The sequence below is a fragment of the Dactylosporangium sp. McL0621 genome (genome assembly GCF_049995355.1).
Lineage (GTDB): Bacteria > Actinomycetota > Actinomycetes > Mycobacteriales > Micromonosporaceae > Dactylosporangium.
Map to the genome: position 1 here is coordinate 9,775,764 of NZ_CP188259.1, position 18,612 is coordinate 9,794,375.

15 protein-coding genes are annotated in these 18,612 nt (G+C 71.3%); 6 read left to right on the plus strand and 9 right to left on the minus strand.

All coding sequences use genetic code 11. From position 1 onward, the window contains the following. Positions 1-57 precede the first annotated feature (57 nt). The 6 genes from ACPPVO_RS46350 to ACPPVO_RS46375 all read right to left on the minus strand — a co-directional run bounded on the left by ACPPVO_RS46350 (position 58) and on the right by ACPPVO_RS46375 (position 6,755). Complete coding sequence (locus ACPPVO_RS46350; RefSeq protein WP_360374025.1) at positions 58-414, minus strand: cupin domain-containing protein; 357 nt, start codon at positions 412-414, stop codon at positions 58-60. Beyond that, a complete protein-coding gene (locus ACPPVO_RS46355; protein ID WP_426505161.1) occupies positions 411-1,412 on the minus strand; it encodes a Gfo/Idh/MocA family protein in 1,002 nt (333 codons plus the stop codon). The genes ACPPVO_RS46350 and ACPPVO_RS46355 overlap by 4 nt, the downstream gene beginning before the upstream one ends. Positions 1,413-1,497: 85 nt before the next feature. Next, complete coding sequence (locus ACPPVO_RS46360; protein WP_426505162.1) at positions 1,498-2,805, minus strand: mannitol dehydrogenase family protein; 1,308 nt, start codon at positions 2,803-2,805, stop codon at positions 1,498-1,500. Then, positions 2,793-4,091: an enolase C-terminal domain-like protein gene (locus tag ACPPVO_RS46365; RefSeq protein ID WP_426505164.1), complete on the minus strand. Its 1,299-nt coding sequence runs from the start codon at positions 4,089-4,091 to the stop codon at positions 2,793-2,795. Before ACPPVO_RS46365 ends, ACPPVO_RS46360 begins: the two co-directional genes overlap by 13 nt. Next, positions 4,088-5,500, minus strand: coding sequence for a glucuronate isomerase (uxaC, locus tag ACPPVO_RS46370; RefSeq protein ID WP_426505166.1), 1,413 nt, complete (start codon positions 5,498-5,500; stop codon positions 4,088-4,090). The genes ACPPVO_RS46365 and uxaC overlap by 4 nt, the downstream gene beginning before the upstream one ends. Beyond that, positions 5,493-6,755, minus strand: coding sequence for a Gfo/Idh/MocA family protein (locus ACPPVO_RS46375; RefSeq protein ID WP_426505168.1), 1,263 nt, complete (start codon positions 6,753-6,755; stop codon positions 5,493-5,495). The genes uxaC and ACPPVO_RS46375 overlap by 8 nt, the downstream gene beginning before the upstream one ends. A gap of 253 nt (positions 6,756-7,008) precedes the next feature. On the opposite strand from ACPPVO_RS46375, the gene ACPPVO_RS46380 reads away from it, so the two are divergent. From ACPPVO_RS46380 to ACPPVO_RS46405, 6 genes are all read left to right on the plus strand, one after another. Beyond that, entirely contained in the window at positions 7,009-7,989 is a 981-nt protein-coding gene (locus ACPPVO_RS46380) for a LacI family DNA-binding transcriptional regulator (RefSeq protein WP_426505170.1), read from the plus strand. A 37-nt stretch (positions 7,990-8,026) separates the two neighbouring features. After that, entirely contained in the window at positions 8,027-9,322 is a 1,296-nt protein-coding gene (locus tag ACPPVO_RS46385; RefSeq protein ID WP_426505171.1) for an ABC transporter substrate-binding protein, read from the plus strand. A gap of 13 nt (positions 9,323-9,335) precedes the next feature. After that, on the plus strand, positions 9,336-10,304 hold the full coding sequence (locus ACPPVO_RS46390) for a carbohydrate ABC transporter permease (protein WP_426505173.1): 969 nt from the start codon (positions 9,336-9,338) through the stop codon (positions 10,302-10,304). Positions 10,305-10,378: 74 nt separating this feature from the next. Further along, on the plus strand, positions 10,379-11,149 hold the full coding sequence (locus tag ACPPVO_RS46395) for a carbohydrate ABC transporter permease (RefSeq protein ID WP_360374337.1): 771 nt from the start codon (positions 10,379-10,381) through the stop codon (positions 11,147-11,149). A gap of 2 nt (positions 11,150-11,151) precedes the next feature. Beyond that, complete coding sequence (locus ACPPVO_RS46400; protein ID WP_426505175.1) at positions 11,152-11,754, plus strand: hypothetical protein; 603 nt, start codon at positions 11,152-11,154, stop codon at positions 11,752-11,754. 138 nt (positions 11,755-11,892) lie between these two features. Next, positions 11,893-12,861 carry an alpha/beta fold hydrolase gene (locus ACPPVO_RS46405; RefSeq protein WP_426505176.1) on the plus strand — a complete coding sequence of 323 codons (969 nt, stop codon included), beginning with the start codon at positions 11,893-11,895 and terminating at the stop codon, positions 12,859-12,861. An 11-nt stretch (positions 12,862-12,872) separates the two neighbouring features. Here the strand turns inward: ACPPVO_RS46405 and fxsT are convergent, their stop codons facing one another. From fxsT to ACPPVO_RS46420, 3 genes are read right to left on the minus strand one after another with little or no spacing between them, the layout of a single operon-like run. After that, the gene (gene fxsT, locus ACPPVO_RS46410) at positions 12,873-16,733 is read right to left on the minus strand and encodes an FxSxx-COOH system tetratricopeptide repeat protein (protein WP_426505177.1); all 3,861 of its coding nucleotides are present in this window, start codon (positions 16,731-16,733) and stop codon (positions 12,873-12,875) included. Next, positions 16,730-17,863, minus strand: coding sequence for a TIR-like protein FxsC (locus tag ACPPVO_RS46415; RefSeq protein WP_426505178.1), 1,134 nt, complete (start codon positions 17,861-17,863; stop codon positions 16,730-16,732). The genes fxsT and ACPPVO_RS46415 overlap by 4 nt, the downstream gene beginning before the upstream one ends. After that, positions 17,860-18,417, minus strand: coding sequence for a TIR-like protein FxsC (locus tag ACPPVO_RS46420; RefSeq protein WP_426505179.1), 558 nt, complete (start codon positions 18,415-18,417; stop codon positions 17,860-17,862). Before ACPPVO_RS46420 ends, ACPPVO_RS46415 begins: the two co-directional genes overlap by 4 nt. Positions 18,418-18,612: the final 195 nt, after the last annotated feature.

Below are 18,612 nucleotides of genomic sequence, written 5' to 3' on the forward strand. Positions count from 1 at the left end.
GCCGCATGCGGGGGCGGGAGGAAACCGCCTTAGGAAAGCGGTTTCCTCACCGCCAAGCTAGACCGTCGTCGATCCCGCGTCAACCGGTGAGAGGTGCATCCAGGTGAAGACGAGGGGTACGTCCCCGTCGCTGACCAGGTGGTGGTTCTCGCCGGGCTCGATGATGAGGATGTCCCCGGCGGCGAACCGGGTGTCCGCGGCGCCGTTGAGCTCGAGCACGCCGGCGCCCTGCACGATGGTGAAGATCTCCGGGACGTCGTGCACGTGCACGTCGGACTCGGGGTGGGTGCGGTGCCCGGGGTCGTCGTAGCGGCTGATCCCGCCGCGCTGGACCGGTCCCCAGCCCTGACCGATGGCGGCGAGCGTGGCCGGGGTACCGCCGTCGGGCAGGTCGGCCAGTGAAAGTTTCCTCATTGGAAGGCTCCGATCTCACGGAAGTGGGCGCGCTCGGTGGCGGCGCGCCGGATCAGGGCGGCGGCGCCCGGGATCTCCAGGCCGTCGTCGCGCCGGGCGAGGCGGGCGGGGGCGAGCAGCACGGGCTCGTCGGCGGCCAGGATCGCCTCGGCCAGCGCCGTGAACGGCTCGGTCCGCTCCAGCGGCACCAGCAGCGGCGCGTCGTGCTCGCGGTGGTCCAGCAGGTTCTCCAGCAGCCCGATCCGGCCCGGCAGCACCTCGCCGTCGAGCCGGTCCTGGGCGTAGCCGACCTCGGCCGTGCCGTCGTCCCCGACGACGCTGATGTCGCCGGGCACGAACTCGCCCGAGCACAGCGTGACGGCCACGAACACCGAGCGGCCGTCGGGCACGGTGAGGCGCAGCGTGGCCGTGTCCTCGACCTCGACGGCGGCGCGGGTGCGGTACCGATCCAGGCTGAGCGTCCACGGTGGACGGATTCCCGTGATGGCGAGGGCCTGCATCAGCGCGTGCGCGAAGGGGTTCACGAGCGCGCCGTCGCGCCCGCGCCGGCCCGCCCACGACGTGCGGGTCCAGTAGGTGTCCGGCCGCCACCAGGCCCCGGCGACCGCCGCCGAGCGCACCGCGCCGACCCGGTCGGCCAGCATCGGCAGCGTCGGCGAGCCGAGGGCCTGGAAGCCGATCTGCAGCACCCGGCCGCGGGCCGCCTCGGCGAGCCGCCGGTGGTCCGCGAGGGACAGCACCGGCGGCTTCTCCAGCAGCAGGTCGGCCCCGGCGTCGAGGACGTCGAGGGCGATCGGCAGGTGCGTGTGCGGCGGGGTGCAGACGATCACGACCTCGGGCTTGCGATCGGCGAGCATCCGCCGGTGGTCGGTGTAGTCGAAGCCGGCCTGCACGTCGCAGGTGGCGACGAGCCGGACCCGCTCGCCGAGCGCGTCGATCGCCCGCAGGTGCCACGACCCGTGCCCCGCCGCCCCGATCAGCGCGACGGTCGCGGTCACGCCGTCACCTCCGCAGGCTCCGGTGCCGACGCGCCCTCCACCCTGTGCCCCTCGTGAGCGGCCCCTCCGCTCCGCTTCGGACCGCTCACCGCAGAGCCTCCAGCGTGCCGAGCACCCCGTGCCGGTCCAGCTCGCGGCTCCACGAGTCCAGCTGCGCGCGCAGCTCGGCGTCGTCGGCGAACCCGGGCGGGAACACCGCGTCGAGCTCCAGCAGCGACGGGGTGGCCCGCAGCCGGTCGGCCAGCGGGTCGTCCAGCGGCAGCGGGGTGCCGTCGTCGGCGGCGCCGCGCACGAAGCGCATCCAGGCGGCGAGGACCAGGGTGGCGTACACCGGGACGCTGCCCGCCGCCCGCCGGTCCGCGATGGTGCCGAGCAGCCGCTGCGGGAGCTTCTGCGAGCCGTCCATCGCGACCTGGAGGGTGCGGTGGCGCAGGGCCGGGTTCGCGAAGCGCTCGAGGACGCTCTCGCCGTACCGCTGCAGGGACAGGCCCTCGGGCGGGCTCAGCGTGGGCGCGATGTCGGTGCGGATGAAGCGCTCCATGGCCGCCCGCATGCCGGGCAGCTCGAGCGCCCGGTCGATGGTGGGCGCCCCGGCGAGCGCGCCCAGGTACGCCAGCGCCGAGTGCGCGCCGAGGAGCATCCGCAGTTTCAGCCCCTCCCACGGGGCCACGTCGTCGGTCAGGATGGCCCCGGCGAGGTCCCACGCGGGCCGGCCGCCGGGGAAGTCGTCCTCGATGACCCACTGGCTGAACGGCTCCGCGGCCACCGTGGCCCGGTCCTCCAGGCCCAGGACGTTCCGCGCGGTCGCGTAGGTGGCGTCGGTACTGGCCGGGACGATGCGGTCCACCATCGTGCTCGGGAAGCTCACGAAGTCCGCGGTGCCGAGCTCGGCGGTGACCAGTTCCCGCAGCCGGCGCCCGTTGGAGGGGAGGTTGTCGCAGCTGACCAGCGCGATCGGGGCCTGGGTGGCGGCGCGGGCGCGCAGCCCGGACAGCAGCAGCCGCATGACCGGCGCGTCGGCGCGGTAGGCCTTCTCGGTCACCGTCAGCGTGACGACCCGCACGGCCGGGTCGGCCAGCAGGCGCTCGACCGCCTCCGGCTGGCTGGCGGCGTGCAGACCCTGCGTGTGTACCCCGAGCACCCGCGGGCTGACCCGCTCGCCGTCCACGGTCAGCACGCTGTAGAGCAGGTCCTGCTCCAGCAGCGGGTCGAGCACGGCCCGCGAGCGCGGCGCGACGGCGGCGATGCCCCAGTCGCCGCCGCCCTTGACGATCGCGTCCTCGGTGAAGACGGCCTGGTGGGCGCGGTGGAACGCGCCCAGCCCGAGGTGCACGATGCCGGTGCCGGTGGGCGTGAGGGCACCGCTGGCGGTGGCCCGGCTCAGGCGCTCCATACCGGCCCCTCCGGGAAAGCGAACTCCGCCACGGACTCGGGGCGCATCTCGACGCTGTAGCCGGGGCGCTCGGGCAGCCGGTAACGGCCCCCGACCACCCGGACCGGGTCGGTGAAGTGCTCGTGCAGGTGGTCGACGTACTCCACCATCCGCCCCTCCAGCGACCGGCCGACGCGCAGGTAGTCGAAGAAGGACAGGTGCTGCACGTACTCGCACAGCCCGACCCCGCCCGCGTGCGGGCACACGGTGACCCCGAACTTGGCCGCCATGAGCAGCTCGGCGAGCACCTCGCCGACGCCGGCGACCCGGCACGCGTCGACCTGCATGATGCCTATCGCGCCGGCCTGCAGCAGCTGCTTGAAGATGACCCGGTTGGCCGCGACCTCGCCGGTGGCGACCTTGCACCGCGCGCCGAGGGCCCGCTGGACCGCGGCGTGGCCGAGCACGTCGTCGGCGTGCGTGGGCTCCTCGATCCAGTACGGGTCGAAGGCGACGAGCCGCTCCATGTTGGCGATCGCCTCGTCAACGTCCCAGACCTGGTTGGCGTCCATCATGAGCAGCGCGCCGGGGCCGATCTCGGCGCGGATGATGCCGGCCCGGCGCACGTCGTCGTCGATGGGCCCGCCGACCTTCATCTTCACCGCGTTCCAGCCGTCCTTGACGGCGGCCCGGGTGAGCGCGCGGACCTTCTCGTCGTCGTACCCCAGCCAGCCCACGGAGGTGGTGTACGCCGGGAAGCCGTGCTCGGTCACGTGGGCCAGGCGGTCGTCGTACCCGTCGAGCCCGGCGTCGAGGATCGCGGCCGCCTCGGCCGGGGTGAGCGCGTCGGTGATGTGGTGGAAGTCCACCGCGGCGACGAGGTCGGCGGTGGGCATCTCGGCCAGCAGCCGCCACAGCGGCTTCCGTTCGAGGCGCGCCCGCAGGTCCCACACGGCGTTGAGGATCGCCCCGGCCGCCATGGCCACGACGCCCTTCTCGGGGCCGAGCCAGCGCACCTGCACGTCGGCGGTGAGCGTGCGGGCGCCCTCCGCAGTGCACAGCTCCTCGACGGTGTGCCCGACGACGTGGTGCCCGAGGGCCTCCACCGCGGCACAGGTGATCTCGTTGCCGCGGCCGTTGGTGAACGTGAGGCCGAAGCCGCGTTCGGTGGCGGTCTGCGGGGATGCGGTCTCCAGCACGACGTAGGTGGCCGAGTAGTCGCCGCGGTTGATGGCGTCGGAGCCGTCGCCGGCGGCCGCGGTCGGGAACCGTACGTCGTGCACGGTCAGGCCGGTGATCTCGGTCACGCCGACTCTCCAGTGTGGACGGTGCGCTGGTAGACGCGCTTGGGCAGGTGGTAGGCGAGGTCGGCGATGGTCTCGGCGGCCTCGTCGAGCGGAAGGCGGTGCTCGGCGACGAGCCGGGCCAGGAAGCCGGCGTCGACGCGGCGGGCGACGTCGTGCCGCACGGGGATGGAGCAGAACGCGCGGGTGTCGTCGACGAAGCCGGCGGTGTTGTGGAAGCCCGCGGACTCGGTGACGGCCTCGCGGTACCGTCGCAGGCCCTCGGGGCTGTCCAGGAACCACCACGGCGCACCGAGGAACACCGCCGGGTAGCCGCCGGCGAGCGGGGCGAGCTCGCGGGTGAACGCGGTCTCGTCCAGGGTGTAGAGCACGATGCGGAACCGCGGGTCGTTGCCCAGCTCGTCCAGCAGCGGCCGCAGCGCCTGCACGTACTCGGTCGGGCCGGGAATGTCGCCGCCGACGTCGCGGCCGTGCCGGGCGTAGAGGGCGGCGTTGTGGTTGCGCACGGCGCCCGGGTGCAGCTGCATGACCAGGCCGTCCTCGACCGACATGCGGGCGAACTCGACGAGCATGTGGGCGCGGAAGCGCTCCGCGTCGCCGTCCTGCGGGGCCCCGCGCAGGGCCCGGTCGAACAGGGCGGCGGCCTCGTCGCGGGGCAGGGCGAGCGTGGCCGCGGTGGGGTGGCCGTGGTCGCTGGAGGTGGCGCCGGCGGCGATGAAGGCCTGGCGGCGCTCGCGCAGGCGGTCGAGGAACTCCGCGTACGTGCCCGCGCCGAGCCGCTCGACGCGCTCGGTCCAGCCGGGCCAGTCCAGGTCGACCATGTCGTCCGGGCGGAACGTGGTGATGACCCGCCCGCCCGGGCCGCCCCAGCCGTCGGCGGCGAGCTTGGCGTGGGCGCCGAGGTCGGACAGCGGCGACTCGGTGGTGGCCAGCACCTCGAGGTTGAAGCGCTCGAACAGCGCGCGGGGCCGGAACTCGGGGTCGGCCAGGCGCCCGGCGACGGCGTCGTAGACGTCGTCCGCGGTCCGCGCGTTCAGCGGCGTCTCGACCCCGAAGACCTCGGCGAGTACGCCTTCGGTCCACAGCCGCGACGGGGTGCCCCGGAACAGGTGCCAGTTGGCGGCGAGCAGCCGCCAGATGGTGCGCCCGTCGGTCTCCACCGGGGTGCCGTCCAGCGCCGGCACGCCCAGGGCGGCGGGGGCGATGCCCTGGCTGGCCAGCATCCGCGTGATGTAGTGGTCCGGCACCACGATGAGCCGGGCCGGGTCCGGGAACGGCTTGTCGTCGGCGAGGATCGCCGGGTCGACGTGGCCGTGCGGGCTGATCAGCGGCAGGTCCTTGGCGTGCCGGTAGAGCTCGCGCGCGATGGCGCGGACCCCCGGCTCGGCGGGCAGCAACTGGTCGTCATGCATGGGTGATACCAGCCTCGAGCTCTGCGGGTCGGACGGGCCGACCGGTGGTGATGGACTCATTGGCGGCGAGCCCGATGAGGAGGGCACGGGCGCCGGCGGCCGCGTCGGCGGAGCGGCCGAGCGGGTCGGCGGGGGCCGCCGGGTCGAGCAGCTGCGCGAGCATGCGCACGTCGGCGCCGCCGTGGCCCGCGCGGGCGTAACCCTCGACCGGCACCTCCACGGGCGGGCCGAAGAACGGGCGCAGCCGCAGGCTCTTGGTGCCGGGCTCGCGGTGGCCCTTGAGCGAGTCGGCGGCCTCGACCGAGACGTGGTCGGTCTCGATCACGTCGAGCTCGAGCCGCCCGCGGCTGCCGTTGAAGGCGATACGGTACCCCTCCCAGGGCGCGTAGGCCGTCAGGTGATACGTGAGGGTCGCCCCGCGAGCGTAGCGCACCAGCACCGCGAGATCGTCCTCGATCGTCACGCCCGGCGCGAAGACATCCTGGTCGCGGCGGTAGCCGTCGGCCTGCACGGCGGCGTCGCCGTAGAGCGCGGTGAGGTCGGGATCGCTCATGTCGATCGCGAACTTCCCGGCGCCGTGGCCGGCCCCGTCGCCGCCGTAGAAGAAGAGCCGCCCGTCGGCGTACACCGAGGCCGGGTCGTCGTCGAGCCACCAGTTGACCAGGTCGAAGTGGTGCCCGGCCTTGTGCACGAGCAGACCGCCGGAGTCGGCCTTGTCGCGGTGCCAGCGCCGGAAGTAGTCCGCGCCGTGGCGCACGTCGAGCAGCCACTCGAAGTGCACCGACCCGACCTCGCCGATCTCGCCCGCGGCGATGATGCGTTTCACCGCCTCGTGCAGCGGGTTGTAGCGGTAGTTGAAGGTGACCCGCACCTGGTGGCCGGTGCGGTCCACGGCGTCGAGGATCCGCGCGCAGCGCCGCGCGTCGATGGTCATCGGCTTCTCGGTGAGCACGTCGCACCCGGCCTCCAGTGCCGCGACGATGTACTCGTCGTGGTAGCGGTCCACGGTGCACACGATGACCACGTCGACCCGCTCACGCTCGATCATCGTGGCGAACTCGCTCGCCGGGTAGGCGGGCACGGGCGCGGGGAGCCGGTCGTTGTGCCAGGCGATGCGGACCGGGTTCGGGTCGGCCAGCGCGACGAGCTCGCAGGTGTCGCGATGCTCGGCGGTGAGCGCCCGGACGAACATGGCCGCGCGCGACCCGGTACCGACGATCGCATAGCGCGTTCTCGGCGCGTTGCGCGTGTTCAAGGAACCCCCTACGGCAAAGGGTTGCAAAGGTTTGCAGCAAACTATGCGCAAGACCCGCTGGTCGGGTCAATACCGCCGGGCCCACCGAATCCCAGGGCGTTGACACGGGAGCAAACGTTTGCATAATTGGCAGCACCCGATGCGGTGACCCAGGTCACCTGACCCCGGGACCGGCCCACACCCCGGCCGGCCCGAGACAGATCCCGGCCGGACGGCCGGGTTGCCGCGACCGGCCCGCTGAGAGGACAACCACGTGCCTGCCACGATCCGAGATGTCGCCCGCGCCTCCGGCGTCCATGTCTCCACCGTGTCCCGCACGTTCTCGGCGCCGCACCTGGTCAACCCCGACACGCGCAGCCGCGTGCTGTCCACCGCGGAGAGCCTCGGCTACCGGCCCAACCGCGCCGCCCGCGCCCTGATCACCGGCCGCACGCACAACATCGGCCTGATCGTCGCGGACATCGCGAACCCGTTCTTCCCACCGCTCATCAAGGCCGCCGAGTCCCAGTCGCGCCAGCGCGACTACCACCTCTTCGTCGCCGACACCAACGAGGACCCCGTGGTCGAGGAGCAACTCGTCCACGCCCTCGCCAAGCAGGTCGACGGCGTGCTGCTGTGCAGCCCGCGCATGAGCAACGACCTGATCGAGAAGCTCCGCAAGGAGGTACCCCTGGTCGTGGTCAACCGGCCCGTCGAGGGGCTTCCCGCGGTCGTGATGGACGTCGCCAACGGCGCCCGGACCGCGATCGAACACCTGGTGGGCCTCGGGCACCGCGACCTCGCCCTGCTGGGCGGGCCGCGCGGCTCGTGGACCAACCGGGAGATCCGCCGCTCCGCAACCGCCGCGGCCAAGGCCGCGGGGGCCACGCTCACGGTCCTCGGCCCGTTCCAGCCCACGGAGGCGGCCGGCTCGGCCGCCTGCGAGGCGGTGCTGGCAACCGGGGCCACCGCCGTGCTGGTCTACAACGACCTCATGGCGATCGGCCTGCTCGAGGCCCTGCACGACCGCAACGTGAAGGTGCCGGAGGAACTCAGCGTCGTCGGCATAGACGACATCATGCTCAGCCGGCTGGTGCGCCCGAAACTGACCACCGTGGCGACCCCAACCGCGGCCGCCGGCCGGGCGGCCGTGGACATGCTGTTGCACCACGACGAAGAACATCGTTCGACCGCACTCGTCACGCTCCAGACCCAACTGGTCATCCGCGATTCGACCGGCCGCGCTCCGGTCTGAACCCCACTCGCGGCCAATGCCTAGGAGTGAAACTTCCATGTCCGGAACCCCCCGCCGCCGGCTGCTTGCCGTAGCCGCCGCGGCCGTTCTGCTCGCGCCCCTCGCCGCCTGCGGTGACGACGCCGGGTCATCGCCCTCGGCGACGTCCACCGAGCCGGTCGAGCTGACCTTCTTCTGGTGGGGCGGTGACGCCCGCGCCAAGCTCACCGAGGACGCGCTGAAGCTCTACACGGCGAAGCACCCCAACGTCACGTTCAAGACGACGTGGCAGGCCAACCAGGGCTACTTCGACAAGCTGGCCACGCTGACGGCCGGCAACGCCGCGCCCGACATCTTCCAGATCGACGACAACTACCTGACCGAGTACGCGGCCCGGAACGTGACGCTGGACCTGAGCTCGTACCAGAAGTCCGGCAAGCTCGACACGTCGAAGTTCCCCGAGAGCCTCTGGAAGTACGGCGAGGTGGACGGCAAGCTCGCCGGCGTCGCCTTCGGCGAGAACACGCAGGGCCTGGTGTACAACAAGACCAAGCTCCAGGCGGCCAACCAGCCGCTGCCCACCACCGGCATGTCGTGGGACCAGTTCATCACCTGGGCCCAGGCGGCCGGGGCGGCGACCAAGACGGCCGGCACGCAGGACCCGAGCGCGGACTACAAGGCGTTCTGGATCTGGCTGCGCCAGCAGGGCAAGGACCTGTACAAGGGCAAGGAGCTCGGCTTCACCGCGCAGGACGTGACCGCCTGGTTCGACCTGTGGAAGGGCGCCCGGGAGAAGGGCGCGACCCCCACGCCGGACGTGATCCGCGAGGGCAACGCCACGGACATCACCAAGCAGCTCGTGGTCACCGGTAAGGCGCTCACCTCGTGGGTGTGGGTCAACCAGCTGCCGGAGCTGCAGAAGAACACCAAGGACGAGCTGGGCGTCATGCCGTACCCCGGCGACCCGAAGGCCCAGTGGGCCCGCGCCGCGCTGTACTTCTCGGTGTACCGCGGCAGCCCCAAGAAGGACGTGGCCGTCGACGTCATCAACTTCCTGGCCAACGACCCCGACGCCGGCAAGGTCCTCGGCACCGACCGCGGACTGCCCTCCAACCTCGACGTGCGCGCCTCGGTCGAGAGCAGCGTCACCGACAAGGCGATGAAGACCTCGATCGACGTGGAGACCCAGCTCGGCAAGACCTTCGGCCCCTCGCCGCAGGTGCCGCTCAAGGGCCACAGCACCGTTCGCTCCGAGCTCATCAAGGCCGCGGAGTCGGTACAGGCCGGCAAGGCGTCCTCCGCACAGGCCGCCGAGGCGTTCATCAATGCCTCCAAAGCGGCCATCTCCAAGTAGGGAATCCCTTCCAGTGGCGCTCACCACCACGGAACGGCCAGCGCGACACTCCGCCCGGTCCCCTCAGGGGGCCGGGCGGGGGGTCCGCCGCGAGGGCCGGGCCGGCTACGTCTTCCTCTCCCCCTGGCTGCTCGGCTTCGGGGCGTTCACGCTCCTGCCGATGCTGGGCTCGCTGCTGCTGAGCTTCACCGACTACGACATCCTCTCGGACTTCTCGGAGCTGCACTTCATCGGCTTCGAGAACTACCGGCGGATGTTCACCGAGGACCCGGCCTTCTGGCACGCGGTCACGGTGACGGTGCTGTTCGGCGTCATCGCGGTCCCGCTCAAGCTCGCGGCCGCGTTCGGCGTGGCCCTGCTGCTCAACCGCGAGATGCGCGGCGTCGGGTTCTTCCGCGGCCTGTTCTACCTGCCGTCGCTGCTCGGCGGCAGCGTGGCGCTGGGCTTCGTGTGGTACTCGATGTTCAACCGCGAAGGCTCGTTCAACCGCCTGCTGGGACTGTTCGGCATCGGCGGCGAGGGCTGGGTCAACGACCCCGACTGGGCACTGGGCACGCTGATCCTGCTGGCGGTCTGGCAGTTCGGCGCGCCGATGGTCATCTTCCTGGCCGGCCTCAAGCAGGTGCCCGTCGAGCTGTACGAGGCCGCGTCGGTCGACGGCGCGGGGGCCTGGCGGAAGTTCTGGTCGGTGACGATGCCCATGATGTCGCCGGTCATCTTCTTCAACCTGGTGCTGGAGACCATCCACGGCTTCCAGGGCTTCACCTCGGCGTTCGTCATCTCCGGCGGCACCGGCGGCCCGGTCGACTCCACCCTGATGTACACGCTGTACCTGTACATCAAGGGCTTCACGGACTACGAGATGGGCTACGCCTCGGCCCTGGCCTGGGTGTTCCTCGCCGCGATCGGCCTGCTGACGGTCCTGCTGTTCAGCACCGGCCGCTTCTGGGTGCACTACTCCGACGGAGGGGACGACCGGTGAAGGTGGCCAAGCAGGGCCTGCGGCTGATCGTCATCCTGGCGATCCTGACGATCATCCTGTACCCGCTCGCGTGGATGGTCGGCAGCTCGTTCAAGAGCCAGGAGGAGATCCTCAACAACGTCTCCATCTGGCCGGACAGCTGGACGCCCGGCAACTACCCGGACGGCTGGACGCACTTCAAGAGCGCCTCGGTCACGTTCGGCCGGTTCTTCCTCAACAGCACGCTTGTCGCCCTGCTCGTGGTGGTCGGCAACGCGGCGAGTTGCCTGCTCGCCGCGTACGCCTTCGCGCGCCTGCGCTTCCGCGGCCGCCGGGTGTGGTTCGCCATCATGATCGGGACCCTGCTGCTGCCCGGCCATGTGCTCATCGTGCCGCAGTTCATCCTGTTCAAGCAGCTGGGCCTGGTCGGCGGCGAGTTCCCGTACCTGCCGCTGGTCGTGCCCCACTTCCTGGCGACCGAGGCGTTCTTCGTCTTCCTCATGGTCCAGTTCATGCGCGGCATCCCCCGCGAGCTGGACGAGGCCGCGAAGATCGACGGCTGCTCACCGTTCGGCGTGTTCCGCAGCGTGATCCTGCCGCTGTCGCGCCCGGCCCTGGTGACCACCGCGATCTTCTCGTTCATCTGGACGTGGAACGACTTCTTCCGCCAGCTGGTGTACGTCTCGGAGACCACGAAGAACACGGTGCCCGTCGCGCTGCGCTCCTTCATCGACTCCTCGGGCCAGGTCTCGGTCGGCCCGATGTTCGCGATGTCGGTGCTCTCCCTCGTGCCGGTGTTCCTGTTCTTCCTGGCCTTCCAGCGGATGCTCGTCGAGGGCATCAACACCTCCGGCCTGAAGGGCTGACCATGAAACGCGACTGGCAGGAGACGGTGACCGCCGCCGCGGACGTGGCGCTGGTCGGCATCGCGGTGACCATCGCATCGGTACCGCTGCTCACGGCGGGCGCCGCGCTGCGCACCGGTTCGTCGGCGATCCACGCGATCGCGGTGGGCGAGAAGGTGGACCTCCGCGCAATGTGGCGGCTGTTCCGCGCCTCGCTGCTGCGCGGTGCCCTGGCCACCACCGCCGCCGCGGCGGCCGCCCTCCTGCTGGTCTTCAACGTCGGCGCCGTTGCCGCCGGCCGGGTCCCGGGCGGGTCACCCGCGCTGGCCGGCACCGGCGTCGCGGCCGCCGTGCTGCTCGCGATCGGCATGCTGAGCCTCGTGCGCCTGGGCCGGGACACGTCCCCGTCCGGGTGGCGCGAGGCCCTGCGCTGGGCCGGCCGCACAGCGTGGCGGCAACCGAGTGCGGCGGCGGCGGTGGCCGGGGTGTCGGCCGTCGCCGCCGTGCTCGGGGTGTTCGTACCCCTGACCGCGCCACTGCTGGTCGGCTACGCCTTGTACGCCGCCCACGCCGTGACCAACCGGCTGGTCAGATTCGCCGAAACGGCTGGTGACGCTTTCGAGTGAGCCACCAGGTGAGATCTTCCGCCGATAACAGCTTGATGACGCATGTCCGCCGTTACCGTAGCGAGGGTTGCGTGCTCGCCGTTAAGCTAAAAGACTGAAGCACTCGCACTGACGCATCGAGTCGCTTCATTACGTCCAATGCGCTGGAGCGGCGATCTGGAAGCATCTGGAAGGGCGGCTGGAGTGTCCCGAGAGGGGGAGCCCAAGACTGTCTTCGCGGCTCGCGGGGATGGCCTTAAAGTCGCCTACGAGGTTGTCGGCCCCCCCGACGGCTTCCCGGTCGTGCTGATGCACGGAATGCCCGGTAGCCGTCTCGGCCCGCGGCCTCGCGGCATCGCGCTTCATCGCCATGGCGTGCGCCTCGTTTGCTACGACCGGCCGGGCTACGGCAAGTCGGAGCGCCGCGAGGGCCGGGATGTCGCCGACGCCGCCCGCGACGTCGAAGCCATCGCCAATCACCTCAATCTCCCTCCGTTCGCCATCGTCGGACGCTCGGGAGGCGGACCACACGCCCTCGCCTGCGCCGCCGACCCCGACCTGCGCAGCCGGATCACCAGCGTGGCCGTCCTCGTCAGCTTCGCCCCATCGGACAAGCCCGAACTGGACTGGTACGCCGGCATGAACGCCGACAATGTGCGCGGCTTCGGCCGGGAGGCACCAGACACCGCCGCCATCGAGGCCGAGATCCGTGGGCGCGCCGCAATCGCCGCGCAGAACCCGCACCTGCTCATGCAACACCTCCAGGGTCAGATGACGGACATGGACCGGCGGGTCGTGAGCCAGTTCGGGCTGCGGCGCACGATCGTGGACGCCTACCGGGAGGCGCTGCGCAACGGGCCCTTCGGATGGGTCGACGACGTGCTGGCCCTCGGCCGAAGCTGGAAGTTCGAGCTGGACTCGATCGACACCGACCTGACCCAGGTGCAGATCTGGCACGGCGAGCACGACACCTTCGCCCCGGTTGGCCACGCCGAATGGCTGGCCGGCGCGATCCGGGGCGCGCAGTTCAAGCTCCGGCGCGGCGCCGCCCACTTCGACGCCATGGAGGAGCTGCCGCAGGTGCTGGCCGGGCTCAGCCGCGGCGCCCGGGCGATCACCGTCGGCTGACCGCGGGCGGTTCAGTACAGGTGCGGGTCGAGAATCCGGCGCACGTACCGTGCCCCACGCAGCGCCACGACGCTCGGGTGGGCCCCGCCGACCCGCTCGGCCAGGTCATCGGTCAGACGGTCGCGCTCCATGCTGGCCCCCGCGCCGCGGCCCTCCCTGGACAGCGCCAGGTTTCCGCGGCTGCGCAGGCTGTCGGGGTGTTCATCCCCGAGCGTACCTTTCAGCCGGTCCACCACGTCCGCGAGCAAGGCGCGGCCGGCGTCCGTGTCGCCGTCCTGGATGATGAACACGGCCGCGTTGTTGAGTGCCGCCAGGACGAACGGGTGCTGGTCGCCGAGCGCGACCCCCATCGCGGCGGCCGTTTCGACCGCGAGGTCGCGGCCGGCCGTGCGCTCCCCCTCGTCCCACAGCGCCACCGCCCGGTTCACCCGGCTCACCAGGATGTAGGGGTGCTCAAGGCCGAACAGCTGCGCGAAGGTGGCCTCGATGTCCAGGAACTCGCCCGACATTCCGGCGCCGGACTGGCGCATCATCAGCGTGGCCGCGCGGGACAGCCGGGCCAGGGCGGTGTTCGGATGATCCGCGCCGAACCGCTCGCGCAGGCGCTTCCAGGCCTCCTCGACCAGCTCAGCGGCCTCGACGAGCTCGCCCGTGCCGCGAAGTGACGCCGCCAGGTTGATCTGGGCCGTCAACGCCTCGCGGGAATCCACGCCGAGAATGTCCCAGTAGCCCGTCAGCACCGTGCGCAGCTGCGCCACGGATTCGAGGTAGTTGCCGGCCTCCCGCAGGTCACTGGCGAGGTTATTGGCCGACAGCAGCGTGCGGGTGTGGTCGGGCCCCACCATCTGGAGCCAGATTTCATGGTTTTTCCGGTCGAGCTCGAGGGCACGACTGAACTCGCCCATCAGACGGTGCGAGGTCGCCAGGTTGCCGGCGCTGATCAGCGGTTGCCGCTCGGTCGGCCCGAAGTACGCGACCGAGGCGTCGTACGTCTTCAGATCCCGCTCCCGCGCCTCCCGGTACAGGCCGAGAGCACGCAGGTCCCCGCCGTAACCGATGGCGGTCCACAGGGTCTGCGCGTGGTTCTCGCCGATGAGCCGTTCCTGCTCGTGGAGGGTCTGCTCGCTGAGCAGACGGGACTCACTGAACCGGCCCAGGCTGCGCAGCAGGTTGGCCTGGTTGAAACGCAAGTGGAGCAGCTGCACCTGCAGCTCCTCCCGCCGGGGATCGCGCGGCGGGAGCGCCTCCAGCTGCGCCGTCCACGCCGCATCGGCCTCCCGCGCCATCTTCAGGCCTTGGTCATATCCGCCGAGCACCCAGATGTAGCGAACCCGATCGATGACCAGCTGCCGGATTTCGGGGTTGTCGCTCTCGATGGCGTCAGTGGTGTCCAGGTGCGGCCACAGCACGCGCAGCCGGGTTTGCACGTCGGGGTCGTCCACCTCGCCGGGCGGCCGCGATCCGGCCAGAATCACGTGGGCCTCGCTGCGGACCTCGGCCGACTCCTCGTCGGTCATCCGGACCCGCAATGCGGCCTGCAGCAACTGGTGTACCTGGATCTGCCGGCCCTGCTGGTCGAGCTTGATCAGCGCCAGGCGGTTCAGCCGCTGCACGAGGCCGATGGCGACACTGCGCTCACTGCCCCGAGCCGACAGCTGGGCCTTCACCTGCTCGTCGTGCCGGGCAATGATCCGGGCGACCTGGTCGCCGTAGATGAGGTCGAACGAGATCTCCGGTGCGAGCACCGCGGCCAGTTGCAGCAGGCGGAAGGCGCCGGGTGACTCCCCGCGAAGCCGCTCCAGGGACGGGTTCCAGACTCCGGCCAGCCCCGCGTCCGGGTTGGCCCGGACCAGCTCGGCAAGGTAGGCCGCCGCCGCGACGTCGGCGTCGGCGAGCAGCGCCCCGGCCGCCGCGACGTAGATCGGCATGTGGTCGACCGTCTGGGCGACCTCTCGAGCCTCGGCACTCGTGATCCGTTCGGCACCCACCCGGGCGATGAGGTGCTCGACGCTCTCGCCCGGCTCGAACGCGCCGACCTCGAACGACACCACCGCGTCGTCAAGGTTGGGCCGCCGGGTGGTGATGAGCACGTCGCCGTCCCCGGCCGGCAGATAGTCCGCGACGTCCTTGTACTCGTCGACGTTGTCGAATACCAGCAGCCAGCGCAGCGGTGCGCCGTCCGAGTGCGGCTCGGCCCGCTGCAACCATTGCCGGACCGCGCGTACCCGCTCCGGCACCGACGGCGGGCTGGGCAGACCGACCTCGCGGCCCAGATCGCTGAACTCGACGTCGATGAACTGGGGCGGGTAGGCGGCCACCCACCAGACGACGTCGTACGCGCCGCGGAACCGGTGGGCGTACTCGATCGCCAGCTGGGTCTTGCCGATGCCGCCCCGGCCGTGCAGCGCGACCGCCCCGCGGCTCCGTCCCCGCAGCTGCGCCCGGAGCTGCCGCAGCAGGCGGCCCCGGCCGGTGAAGCGGGTGTTGCGCCCGGGCGGGTTGAACGCCAGGGGCGCTTCACCCGGGTAGCGCAGGGCCGTCGTCCGGCCCAGTGCAGCGTCGGCCGGGTCCAGCCCGATGAGCCGGAGCAGGCGCAGCACGGCATCCGCCCGGGCCGAGCCGGCGATCGAGATCCAGTTCTCGAACGGAACATCCGGCAGCTGCGGGGTTTCGTCGAGGTACAGGACGAGGGCGGCCTCGCCCAGTTCGGGCCGGGCATTGTCGCGCGAGATGAGTACGAGGGGGCGCGAGGCGATCTGCGGACTGGGCGCCTCGGCCGGGTCCGAGACCCGCACACCGGTGGCGACGAGCACGCCGCGGACCCAGTCGGCCCAGGCCTGATCCTCGCCGGCGTACTGCAGCACGATCACGTCGTTGGCGACCGCCGGCTTCCGGTTGAACTTCGCCATGGTCTGCGCGCGCAGCAGGTCGTCCATCGGCGGCAGGGTGGTCACCGCGCCGGCGGTGACGTAGCCGGTGAGCGTCTCGTAGGAGGACAGCAGCGTGTTGCGGGCGCCGGGCTCGTCACCGAACGTCGCCAGCGTCTCCTCGTAGCCGTAAAATTTTCGGTACGGAACCTCGACCGTCAGCCAGTAGGCACGCCGCTCCTCGTCGGACATGCCCTTCGGGAGATCGGCGAAGCGCCGCCGGGCGAACGCCCGTCCCGCGTCCACCTTGGTCTTCTCGCCGTCGTCGACTCTCATCGGCACCGGCAGGACGCGACGCGACCGTGCGTGCGGGCCCTCGTAGCTGCCGACCCTTCTCGCCACGTCGGCCGCGCCGTCGACACCCTGGTAGCTCAGCGTGAAGCAGTCGACCAGCACATCGGGCAGGTGCAGGGTGCATATGTCGGCCACGTCGCTCAGGCCGGTACGGCTGTCGATCAGCACGTAGTCGTATCGGGCCTTCATGTCCTCGCGCAGCGCGTCGAGGAACTGGGCCCCGCCCAGGTCGAAGAAGGCCTCCCAGGCCAGGCCGGCGACGTGGGCCGCGTAGTCCAGGTTGTGCCGTCCCGCCAGCATGATGTCCAGCGTCCCGCCGTCCGGGAACGGCCAGTTGAGAGAGAACGCGAAACGTTCCACGCTGGCGTAGTCCCGGTACCAGTCCGCGGGCCGGTCGGGGGCGGTCTCACCGAGCGCCCAGGTGTACTCGCCCAGCAGGTTCACCACGCCCTCGGTCGTGGCCACCTGCAGCGGGTCGAGGAACGGGCTGAAGTAACGGTGCAGGCCCGGGGACTCCAGATCCCAGTCGGCAACGAGCACGCGATGACCGTTGGCGGCGAGGATCCAAGCGACGTTGGCCAGCGCCATCGTCCGGCCGGTCCCGCCCTTGTACGAATAGAACGTGATGACCTGGCCCTCGTGCTGCGTCATCTCTCCTCTTCCGTTCCCGCCCGTCGATCCTCGGCGTCACCCCGCAGGCTCAGCCGGCGCTCGCTGGACGGCCAGTTCCGCGACAGCCACTTGAGGTATTGGTTGCGGGCCTGGAACACGGCCACCGGTACGACCCGCTCGAGCTCGACGAGCTCCCGCACCGGCGGCGGCCCGGGGCGACCGGCCGCACGGACGGCATCGACCGTCTCGGCTTGCGGCGCCACGCCGCCGGCTCCCGGCACCACGACCGGCACCGCCCACGGTGGCAGGTTCACGAGGCCGGCCTGCACCGCCGGGCCGGCGGCCGTGCCGTCGACCAGCACGAGCACCGGCTCGGGCTGAAGCTGATCGATCTCGGCGAGGTCGGCGGCTCGGCCCGGCACGCCCAGACGCTCAGCGGCCTCCGTCACGTACCCGGCGATGGGCAGGGCGTGACCGCTTGCCGCATAAGGGTGCCAGGCCACCCCGTCCCCCGGCGCCAGGACGCTGACCACCAGCCGCGTCCCGGCGCCGCGCTCGGCCGGGCCGGACGGACGGATCGGAGTGACGGCGCTCGGCAGCGGATCCACCCGTGTCGCGGCCACTATCCGCGCGGCGAGCACCGCGACGATCTCGGCGTACTCGGCGGCATAGGCATCCAGCCGGCTCATCACCCGCAGGCCGTTCTGCTCGTACGCCGCCGTCTTACCGCGCATCTCCGGTGCGTCCACGACGGCGGCGATGGCCTGGCCGATCTCCCGCCTCGAGTCCCACGGCGGCAGCGGCGTCCACAACACCGGCACCGTATGCCGCAGGACCGCCGCGGCATCACGCCCCGCCGCGAAGGACTTCTGCTCCTCGACCGCCCAGTCATTGCGGAAATACAGAGGTGAGTACAAGGGCACGAACACCGGCGCCGCCCCGAGCGCAGCGTCACGGGCCTGCCGCACGTCGGCTCCGGCCGGCAGCAAGCCGTCGAAGAATCCGCGGCCCAGATCCGGCCGGCGACCGGGGTGTGCATCGATCGCGGCGGACAGGTCGTTGAAGAACTTGCGCACCCAGAAGTCCGGGTCGCTCGGCGCCTCGTCCGACACCGGCGAGGACCGTGCATAGCTGAGAAAGAAGTACACATCGCGCCCGGGTACCGTCACGACGCCTCCCCGAACTTGGTGCTCAGCGACTCCAGGTCGCCGGGCACCTCCGGCTCGACCCAGCGTTCGTAGGTGGCCCGGACGATGTGCTGGGCCAGCCTCCACACCGCCGCCTCGAACAGGCCCCGGCCCTGCGCGCCGGTGAGGGGCAGCCCGTACATGCCCTCGGCGTTGTACGCCGACGTGACCTCCGGCGGCGGTCCGGCCGGGGTGAACCGCTGCACCCGGCGCACGGCCTCCGGCAGCTCGGCGCCGGGGCGCAGGACGTTCCACACGACGGGTATCACCGAGGTACGCCGGTCCGCCCCGTCGACGAGCGGCGTTACCTTGCGGCGGGCGAAGGCATTCCACTCGCGGGCGCACCAATCGCTGCTCAGATAGGGCGCCGAGAGCAGGGGCACGAAGACCTGGCAGTGGCCGAGAGCGAAGGCGAGCTCCTCGGACCAGACCTCGCCGCCGTCGAGTGAGCGGTCGATGAAGCCGGGCGGGCAGCCCGCGGGCACGGCCAGCATCTCGTGGATGTGCTCGGAGAGCCGTTGGTGAAATGCCTGCACCTGCGGGGTTATGCGATTGGCGCGCGCGTAGCTCAAAAAGTACACGGGGGCGTTCGGCGCCGGCTCTGGCCTCTCATCCGACACGCGCCACTCCTGGTCGTCAACGACATGCTGCCGGTACAACGATATCGAGCGGCACCAAGCCGCGCGTACAGCGACACCGGATCGACGTGCGTGTCGTCCGACCGACCTGGT

Bases quoted from the DNA above. Each gene is read 5' to 3' on its own strand.
- ACPPVO_RS46360 (WP_426505162.1), bottom strand. From the start codon at position 2,805: ATGGAGCGCCTGAGCCGGGCCACCGCCAGCGGTGCCCTCACGCCCACC.
- uxaC (WP_426505166.1), bottom strand. From the start codon at position 5,500: ATGCATGACGACCAGTTGCTGCCCGCCGAGCCGGGGGTCCGCGCCATC.
- ACPPVO_RS46350 (WP_360374025.1), bottom strand. From the start codon at position 414: ATGAGGAAACTTTCACTGGCCGACCTGCCCGACGGCGGTACCCCGGCC.
- ACPPVO_RS46400 (WP_426505175.1), top strand. From the start codon at position 11,152: ATGAAACGCGACTGGCAGGAGACGGTGACCGCCGCCGCGGACGTGGCG.
- ACPPVO_RS46405 (WP_426505176.1), top strand. From the start codon at position 11,893: ATGCGCTGGAGCGGCGATCTGGAAGCATCTGGAAGGGCGGCTGGAGTG.
- fxsT (WP_426505177.1), bottom strand. From the start codon at position 16,733: ATGACGCAGCACGAGGGCCAGGTCATCACGTTCTATTCGTACAAGGGC.
- ACPPVO_RS46385 (WP_426505171.1), top strand. From the start codon at position 8,027: ATGTCCGGAACCCCCCGCCGCCGGCTGCTTGCCGTAGCCGCCGCGGCC.
- ACPPVO_RS46395 (WP_360374337.1), top strand. From the start codon at position 10,379: ATGGTCGGCAGCTCGTTCAAGAGCCAGGAGGAGATCCTCAACAACGTC.